Here is a 7,748-nt window from a genome sequence, read left to right on the forward strand (position 1 = left end):
TCGTTCCGACAGCGAACCGGAATTCATGATCTCGGCGGCGAGGATGAACAGCGGCACGGCCAGCATGATGTAATTTGAATACATGCCGTTGAGCAGCTGCTCGGCGACGATGCCCATGTCCTGGCCGCGGATCAGCAGATAGAGGATCGAACCGCAGATCATGGACAGCCCCATGGGCAGTCCCAGCACGGCGGTTGCGATGATGGTGATCAGCGCGGCATTGAAGGCTAGCGACAGGCTCATACGCCCGAACTCACTTTGCTGGGATCGACATCACGCGCCTGCTCGCCCCAGATGGCGCGGCAACCGGCCCGGAACTGCCGGACAATGACGGCCACGGCAAAGATCGGGTAGATGGCGTAGAGATAGTCGAACCGAATATCGAGATAGGCGGTGGACTGGACCTTCATGAAGGTCACGTAGTCGACGACCGCCGGCAGCGAGATGGCGAACAGCCCGATGACGATGATGGCGGTGATTACCACCATGACGCGGAAGACCCGGTTGCTGGCGGTACCGTAGATCAGGTCGAAACGGATCTCCTCATGGTCGCGGACGACGAAGGCCGTGCCGAACAACACCAGCCACACCCAGAGCACGACGCTGATTTCATGGGTCCAGCCGATCGGCAGGTTCAGCGCATAGCGGAACACAATCTGCAGGATGAACACGGCAAACATCACGGCCAGCATGGCGGCGAGGATGTTTTCGGCGCGGGCATGCAACCACGCGCCGAGGCCGGCCAGTCGGGTATTCATCAGCAATCTCCGCAGCGCAGGTTTGCAAAGGTGATGGCGCCCTGGGGTGCCATCACCTTGCGCAAGAAGTCTAGAGTGCGTTGATGCGATCGAGCACGCCTTCGGGCCAATCCTTGGCCAGATCACTGTCGAGATACATCTGCTGGGCATGGGCGCGGAACGCTGCCACGTCGGGCTCATAGACGTTGAGGCCGGCGCTGCGGAATCGCTCGGCCAGTTCGGCTTCACGGGCCAGATGCTCGTTCTGGCTGAAATCGATCGCCGCGTTGGCCGCAGCCTGGACGCTGGCCTGCTGCTCGGGCGTCATAGCCGCCCAGGCATCGCCGGACACCACCAGCAGGTCATAGCCGACCAGATGCGAGGTCAAAACGATCTGCTTCATCACTTCGTAGAACTTCATGTTCTCGACGTTTGGCAGCGGATTGTCCTGCCCGTCGATGGCGCCGGTCTGCAGGCCTGTATAGACCTCGGCATAGGCCATCGGCGTGGGGTTGGCACCCAGCGCCTCGCCCAGGAACTGCCAGGCTTCACCCGGTGGCATGCGCAGCTTGACGCCGGCTAGGTCGGCCGGAATCTTGATTTCCTTGTCGCCGCGCAGGCCAACCTGGCGGGCGCCGAAATAGGTCGGCCCCAGAATGTGGATGCCAAGTTGCGTTTCGGCCATCGCCTTGAACTCGGCGCCGACCTCGCTGTCAAAGAAGGTGCGCAGATGCGCCGCGTCGCGGAACAGATAGGCCGAGGTCAGCACCGACCACGCGGGGATCTGGTTGGACACGTCCTGGGGGGCGATATTGCCCATTTCGAGATTGCCGCGCTGCAGCGCGACCAGTTCGGTGCCCTGCTTGAACAGGTTGCCGCCGTAATAGGGCTCGAAGGCGAAGTCCTCAGCGATCTGGGCCGAGAATAGGTTTACCATCTCGGCGCGAATATCCTGCTCCGAGAACACGGCCGAGAACCGCAACACAGGTTTGTCCTGTGCAAGTGCCGGCACGGCTGCCGCCAAAAGCAGACTGCCGAGCAGTACAGCACGGCGCGTAAGTCCAAAATGCATTTCATCCTCCCAAGTGTCACCCGCCCATGGCGGGAATGGTCACCGGACGTGCGGCTTGCAGCCGTCGTTTTCCGTCCCACAGCACAATGTACGAAACAGTTCGTTCAAGTCAATGCCCTGCTTTCCTTGGCAGCAATTTAACGGGGTAAAGCAGTTTCGTCATGCATTTCTTTTTTTATATGCTATTTTATGCCGGCTTGTCCGTGGGTCGGGCGGAATGACGAATGCTTGGAGGCCAGCGTGCAGGAAGATCGGCAGGACATTGAAGAGGGCGTGGCGGACGTCACGTTCAAGCGCATCCGCGGCGACATCATTGCCGGGATTTTACCGCCATCAAGAAAACTCAAGCTCGACCAGCTCAAGGCCCGTTACGGGGCCAGCGTCAGCACGCTTCGCGAAATCCTCAACCGGCTGGCCAGCGAAAGTCTGGTGGTTGCGGAGGGCCAGCGCGGATTCGAGGTCGCGCCGGCGACCCCGGCCAATCTGCGCGAAGTGGCCGATCTGCGGCTGCTGCTGGAGAGTCACGCGCTGCGGCTATCGCTGAGCGCGGGCGATCTGGATTGGGAGGGTCGCGTGGTGGCAGCCCAGCACAAGCTGTCGGTGGTGGAAACGCAGTTGCTCAATGGCGATATGGACCGGACCCTGCAATGGGTGCGCTACGACTTCGCCTTTCACAATGCGCTGATTTCGGCCTGTGGTTCGCAAACGCTGCTGGCGCTGCACGCGGCGGTATTCGACCGCTTCATCCGCTACCACCTGCTGGCCGCTTCCTTTCGCGGTGCCGCGGTCATGGACGATCACCGGGCGCTGTTCGAGCTGGCAATGCGGCGCGATGTCGAGCCCTGCGTCATCATGCTCACCAGCCACATCAAGGCCGGTGTGGATCATGTGCTGGCTTCGGGTCGAATCTAGCGATCAGCCGCAACGGCTGCGCTGAACGTGGCGGCCATGGCTTCGGCCTCAGGCTTGATGCCGGCGAACAGCTCGAAGGCGCGGACCGCCTGATAGACCGCCATGCCCCCGCCCGGCAGAACCCGGCACCCCTTGGCCCGCGACAGCGCCACCAGCTCGGTTTCAAGCGGGAAATAGACCACGTCGGCAACCCAGTGGCGGGCCGCGATGAGGTTGGCCGCCAGGGGTAGGCCCGGCATCTTGGTCATACCCACCGGGGTGGTGTTGACGATGCCGTCGGCCTTTGCTGCCGCTGCCGCCACGTCATTCACCGCCTCGGCATCGGCGCCGAGCCGATCCCGCAGACGCGCCGCCAGCGCGTGCGCCCGGGCAGGATCGGTGTCATAGATGGCAAGGCCAACGGCGCCGGCCTGCAGTAGCGCCCAGGCAACGGCGGCGCCTGCCCCACCCGAACCGAGTTGGAGCACCTGATGGAGCGGGGCGCCCCGCAGACCCTGGCGGAAGCTTTCACCAAAGCCCCAGCAATCGGTATTGTGGCCAATGGTGCGGTTGCCCATCACAACGGTATTGACCGCCCCGATGGCTGCGGCATCCGGCGCCAGATCGTCAAGCAGCGGCAGCATTGCCTGCTTGAACGGGTAGGTCACGTTGAGCCCGGAAAAGCCAAGCGCGCGCGCTTCCGCCAGGATTGCAGGCAAGGCTGCATCCTCAAGGCCCAGCAGATCGAAATCGATCAGGTGATAGTGGTAATCGAGGCCCAGGCGCTCGCCCTCGCGCTCATGCATCAGTGGGGAGAGCGACGCGGCAATGCCCCGACCAATCAGCCCGACCGTTATGGCGCCGGGGCGCGGCCGACGGCCCTGCAGAATGACGCTGAACAGCGGCGATTCCCGCGGCGTGCTGGCAGTATGCAAGTCCCGTCTCCCTGCCGCCGTGTTGCGCGATACGCAGCGGCGGACTTGTGTTTGGCACGCCGCACCCGATAAATGGCTGACAGACGATTTGAACAAAATGTACGAACTGGTTAGTTTAGTCAATTGCCGCCCAGGAAGGCTCTGAACGAATGAATGTTCCGGTTTCATCATCCCGATCCAAGGCCCGCGATGGGGCAACGCGCATTCAGGATCCGGAGGGCACCCGGCAGAATATCATCGAGGTCGCAGCGCAGGAATTTGCCCTCAATGGCCTGTCTGGCGCGCGGATCGATGAAATCGCTGCCAAGACACGTTCGTCCAAGCGGATGATATACTACTATTTCGGCAACAAGGAGGGCCTCTATCTCAGCGCCCTCGAAAATGCCTATCGCCAGGTCCGAGACGGCGAAGCCAAGCTTGATATTGCGGGTCTGCCGCCGATCGAGGCGCTGCAGCGGCTGGTCGAATTTACCTTCGACCACCATCACCAGCATGAAGAATTCATCCGCATGGTGATGATCGAGAATATCCATCATGCCGAATTTCTGGCGCGTTCCGACGTCATTGCCGACCTCAATGTCACGGCCATCGGCAATATCGAGGCAATCTATGCCAAGGGTCTGGCCGAAGGGGTGTTTCGCCCGGGGCTTGAGCCGCTGGAAATCCACTGGCAGATCAGTGCCCTGTGCTTTTTCAATGTCGCCAACCGGGCAACCTTTTCCAAGATCTTTGGCAAGGACGTCGGCAGCCCGGCTTTTCAGGAATCGTTGCGCAGGCAGACGGTCGAGATGGTACTGAGATTTGTCGTCCTAGCGGAGAAGCTGACGGGGCCATAGGTCGCAGGCCACAAGACCCATCCACCTCGTCCAAGAGCAATTGGGACGACTGCAGGCGACGCCACACTGACACTGAAATGGCGCTTGCTGTCAGGCTCCCCACCGCGGGCCGATGCCTTCTTGCAAATGTACTAACTAGTTCGTACTCTCGTCTGAAAAGGGAGCGCGACCTTGAAAACCTCGATTGCGACAGTGTCGATCAGCGGCGATCTGCCGGAAAAGCTAGAGGCCATCGCTGCGGCGGGTTTTGACGGGGTCGAGATCTTCGAGAACGACTTTCTCGCCTATGACCAGTCGCCGCGCGAGGTTGCCAAAAGGGTGGCGGACCTGGGACTGACGATTACGCTGTTTCAGCCATTCCGAGATTTCGAGGGCTTGCCGGAGCCCCAGCGTGGCCAAGCCTTCGAGCGTGCGGAGCGCAAGTTCGACCTGATGGGCGAGCTGGGGACGGATCTGATCCTGATCTGCTCCAATGTCTCACCCCTGGCGCTGGGCGGTATCGACCGGGCAGCCGCCGATTTGCGGGCGCTGGGCGAACGCGCTGCAAGGCGGGGACTGCGGGTGGGCTACGAGGCCCTTGCTTGGGGAAGGCACGTTAATGACCATCGCGACGCGTGGGAAATCGTGCGGCGGGCCGACCACGCCAATGTCGGACTGATCCTCGACAGCTTCCACACACTGTCGCGCGGCATCGACCCCGATTCCATCCGGGCCATTCCGGGCGACAAGATCTTCATCGTGCAGCTCGCCGATGCACCGCGCATCGACATGGACCTGCTCTATTGGAGCCGCCATTTTCGCAACATGCCCGGCGAAGGCGACCTGCCAGTGACCGACTTCATGCGCGCCGTGGCAGCCACCGGCTACAACGGTCCGGTGTCGCTGGAGATCTTCAACGACCAGTTCCGCAGCGGCTCGCCGCGGGCCATTGCCGCCGACGGACATCGTTCGCTGGTCTATCTGATGGATCAGGTGCGCCAGGCCGAGCCCGGCATTGCTCTGGATGTGCCGGTACTCCCGCCGCGCGTCGCCGTGCAGGGCGTCGCCTTTGTCGAATTCGCGGCCGACGAGGACGAGGCCAGCGCGCTATCCGGCCACCTGCGCCAGCTCGGCTTTCGCCTTACCGGAAGGCACCGGCGCAAGGCCGTCGAACGCTTCAGCACGGGCGATATCAACATCGTCGTCAATACCGAGCGCGAGGGCATGGCGCACGCCGCCTATCTCACGCACGGCACGTCGGCCTATGCGCTGGGGCTGCTAGTCGAGGACGCGGCAGCAACCGTCGCGCGCGCCCAGGCCATGGGTGCTCCGCTGTTCAGCCAGCGCGTCGGCCCCGACCAGCTCAGCATACCGGCCATCCGTGGCATTGGCGGTGGCGTGATCTATTTCCTGGACGAAAAAAGCCCGCTCGGCCGGGTCTGGGACATAGAGTTCGAGACCGTCGAGGACCCGCTGGCCGGGATGGATGCGGGCCTCAAAAGCATCGACCATGTGGCGCAGACCATGAACTACGAGGAAATGCTGACCTGGATCCTGTTCTACCGCTCGATCTTTGTGGCCGAGAAAAGCCCGATGGTCGATGTCGTCGATCCGGCCGGTCTCATCCGCAGCCAGGTCATTGAGAACGAAGAAGGCTCGCTGCGCCTCACTCTCAACGGGGCCGAAAGCCACCGCACGCTGGCTGGGCGTTTCATCGCCGAAACCTTCGGCTCGAGCATCCAGCACCTGGCCTTTGCCAGCAATGACATCCTTGCCACCGCCGCCGCCCTAGCCGCCAATGGCATGCAGACGCTGGAAATTTCACCCAACTATTACCAGGACCTGCAGGCCCGGCTGGCGCTGCCGCAGAAAACGGTCGACGCGCTCAAACGCGCCAATGTGCTATATGACCGCGACGCCAATGGCGAGTTCTTCCAGCTTTATTCGACCAATATCGGGGAGGGCTTCTTCTTTGAAGTCGTCCAGCGCTCGGCCGGGTATCGGGGATATGGCGCCGTCAATGCGCCGTTCCGGATTGCCGCGCAAAAGCGGGAGCGCCCATCGGCTGCGATGCCGCGGAAATGACATTCTGGCAGAAACGCGCCCCATTCCGGTCGTTGCCGTGTGAACCGTCAGTCCCTGAAAGCGGCCGTCTGCATTTGGCGTGGCCGTGTCACAACACCATTTACGTTCGATCGCGCACCCGCACCTACGTGTAGTAGTGCCAGAACGGGGCCGTTGGGTTTTCAGCATCCGCTGACGCCAGGTTCTGGCGCTTTTGTGCGCGCCACGAATTGCCAAAAATCACTGCTGCAAAGCTCTACCACAGGAGATGCTTCCCAAAGTCCTGCCAGGATGCAGTTTGGATTTTTGCAAAACTGACACGTCGCTGTCGTCCAACTGTCAGACCAGTGCCTTAGCTACCCGGCCAATCCATCCGCTGCGGGGCCGTTCAATGACCACTTCCACCTTTCTCCCAAAGACCTTTCTGAAAGCAGCAGCGCTCCTGCTGCTCGCGGCCACGTCATCGCTTGCGATGGCGCAGGAACGCCCCGACCTTGTCGTCGGCGTGGCTGACCTGCCGGCAACGCTCGAGCCCGGCAAGGAACTTTCCAACGTCGGCACGCGCGTCAACTACAGCGTCTTCGATACGCTGATCCGTCGCGACTTTCTGTCGGCCGAGGGCGGCGGCGGCTCAACGCTGGTCCCCAGCCTTGCCACCGAGTGGACCCGCATCGACGACCTGACCCTTGAGGTCAAGCTGCGTAACGACGTGACCTTCCACAATGGCGCGCCGCTCACCGCCGAAGACGTCGTCTTCACGTTCTCGCCTAACCGTCTCAGCGGCGAAAATGCCGTCCTGACGGAAGGGCCCGCCTATTTCTCGGTCCTGGCCGAGGTCAAGGCGATCGACGCGCACACCGTGCACTTCATCACCAAGGCACCCGATCCGCTGCTTGAGCATCGCCTGTCCTCCTGGGCCTCGTGGATCGTCAACAAGGCTGACTGGGAAGCAAAGGCTGCCACCGATGGCGGCATCCCGATGTTTCCCGTCGGCACCGGCCCCTTCATGCTCGAAGAGTACAAGGCAGACGAATCCATCCGTCTGGTTGCCTTTGACGACTATTTTGGCGGGATGCCCACGGCGGCGACTGTCACCTTCCGTGAGATCCCGGAGCCCTCGACGCGCGTTGCCGGCCTGGTCTCGGGCGAGTTCGACATCATCACCAATGTGGCGCCCGATCAGATCCCGCAGATCAATGGTTATGACGATATCGAGACCCGCTCGGTCGTGCTC

General features: G+C 61.9%; 8 protein-coding genes. 4 read left to right on the top strand and 4 right to left on the bottom strand.

Annotated features, from left to right (window positions below; all coding sequences use genetic code 11):
* From Q8O80_RS10850 to dctP, 3 genes are all read right to left on the bottom strand, one after another.
* A partial coding sequence (locus Q8O80_RS10850; protein WP_305579487.1) for a TRAP transporter large permease subunit occupies nt 1–243 on the bottom strand: 243 nt, incomplete at its 3' end.
* Nucleotides 240–758: a TRAP transporter small permease gene (locus Q8O80_RS10855; RefSeq protein WP_305579488.1), complete on the bottom strand. Its 519-nt coding sequence runs from the start codon at nt 756–758 to the stop codon at nt 240–242. The genes Q8O80_RS10855 and Q8O80_RS10850, both read right to left, overlap by 4 nt.
* Before the next feature lie 70 nt (nt 759–828).
* Nucleotides 829–1,809, bottom strand: coding sequence for a TRAP transporter substrate-binding protein DctP (dctP, locus tag Q8O80_RS10860; RefSeq protein WP_305579489.1), 981 nt, complete (start codon nt 1,807–1,809; stop codon nt 829–831).
* Nucleotides 1,810–2,049: 240 nt separating this feature from the next.
* On the opposite strand from dctP, the gene Q8O80_RS10865 reads away from it, so the two are divergent.
* Nucleotides 2,050–2,721 carry a GntR family transcriptional regulator gene (locus tag Q8O80_RS10865; protein ID WP_305579490.1) on the top strand — a complete coding sequence of 224 codons (672 nt, stop codon included), beginning with the start codon at nt 2,050–2,052 and terminating at the stop codon, nt 2,719–2,721.
* On the opposite strand, the gene Q8O80_RS10870 is transcribed toward Q8O80_RS10865, so the two are convergent.
* The gene (locus Q8O80_RS10870; RefSeq protein ID WP_371136165.1) at nt 2,718–3,635 is read right to left on the bottom strand and encodes a shikimate dehydrogenase; all 918 of its coding nucleotides are present in this window, start codon (nt 3,633–3,635) and stop codon (nt 2,718–2,720) included. The genes Q8O80_RS10865 and Q8O80_RS10870 overlap by 4 nt on opposite strands.
* Nucleotides 3,636–3,784: 149 nt before the next feature.
* On the opposite strand from Q8O80_RS10870, the gene Q8O80_RS10875 reads away from it, so the two are divergent.
* From Q8O80_RS10875 to Q8O80_RS10885, 3 genes are all read left to right on the top strand, one after another.
* On the top strand, nt 3,785–4,471 hold the full coding sequence (locus Q8O80_RS10875) for a TetR/AcrR family transcriptional regulator (RefSeq protein ID WP_305579491.1): 687 nt from the start codon (nt 3,785–3,787) through the stop codon (nt 4,469–4,471).
* Nucleotides 4,472–4,642: 171 nt separating this feature from the next.
* On the top strand, nt 4,643–6,535 hold the full coding sequence (locus tag Q8O80_RS10880) for a bifunctional sugar phosphate isomerase/epimerase/4-hydroxyphenylpyruvate dioxygenase family protein (protein WP_305579492.1): 1,893 nt from the start codon (nt 4,643–4,645) through the stop codon (nt 6,533–6,535).
* Nucleotides 6,536–6,905: 370 nt separating this feature from the next.
* The coding region (locus Q8O80_RS10885) for an ABC transporter substrate-binding protein (protein ID WP_305579493.1) at nt 6,906–7,748 on the top strand (843 nt) is incomplete at its 3' end.

Origin of the sequence: Devosia sp., assembly GCF_030689745.1 — a bacterium.
Taxonomy (GTDB): Bacteria; Pseudomonadota; Alphaproteobacteria; order Rhizobiales; family Devosiaceae; genus Devosia; species Devosia alba.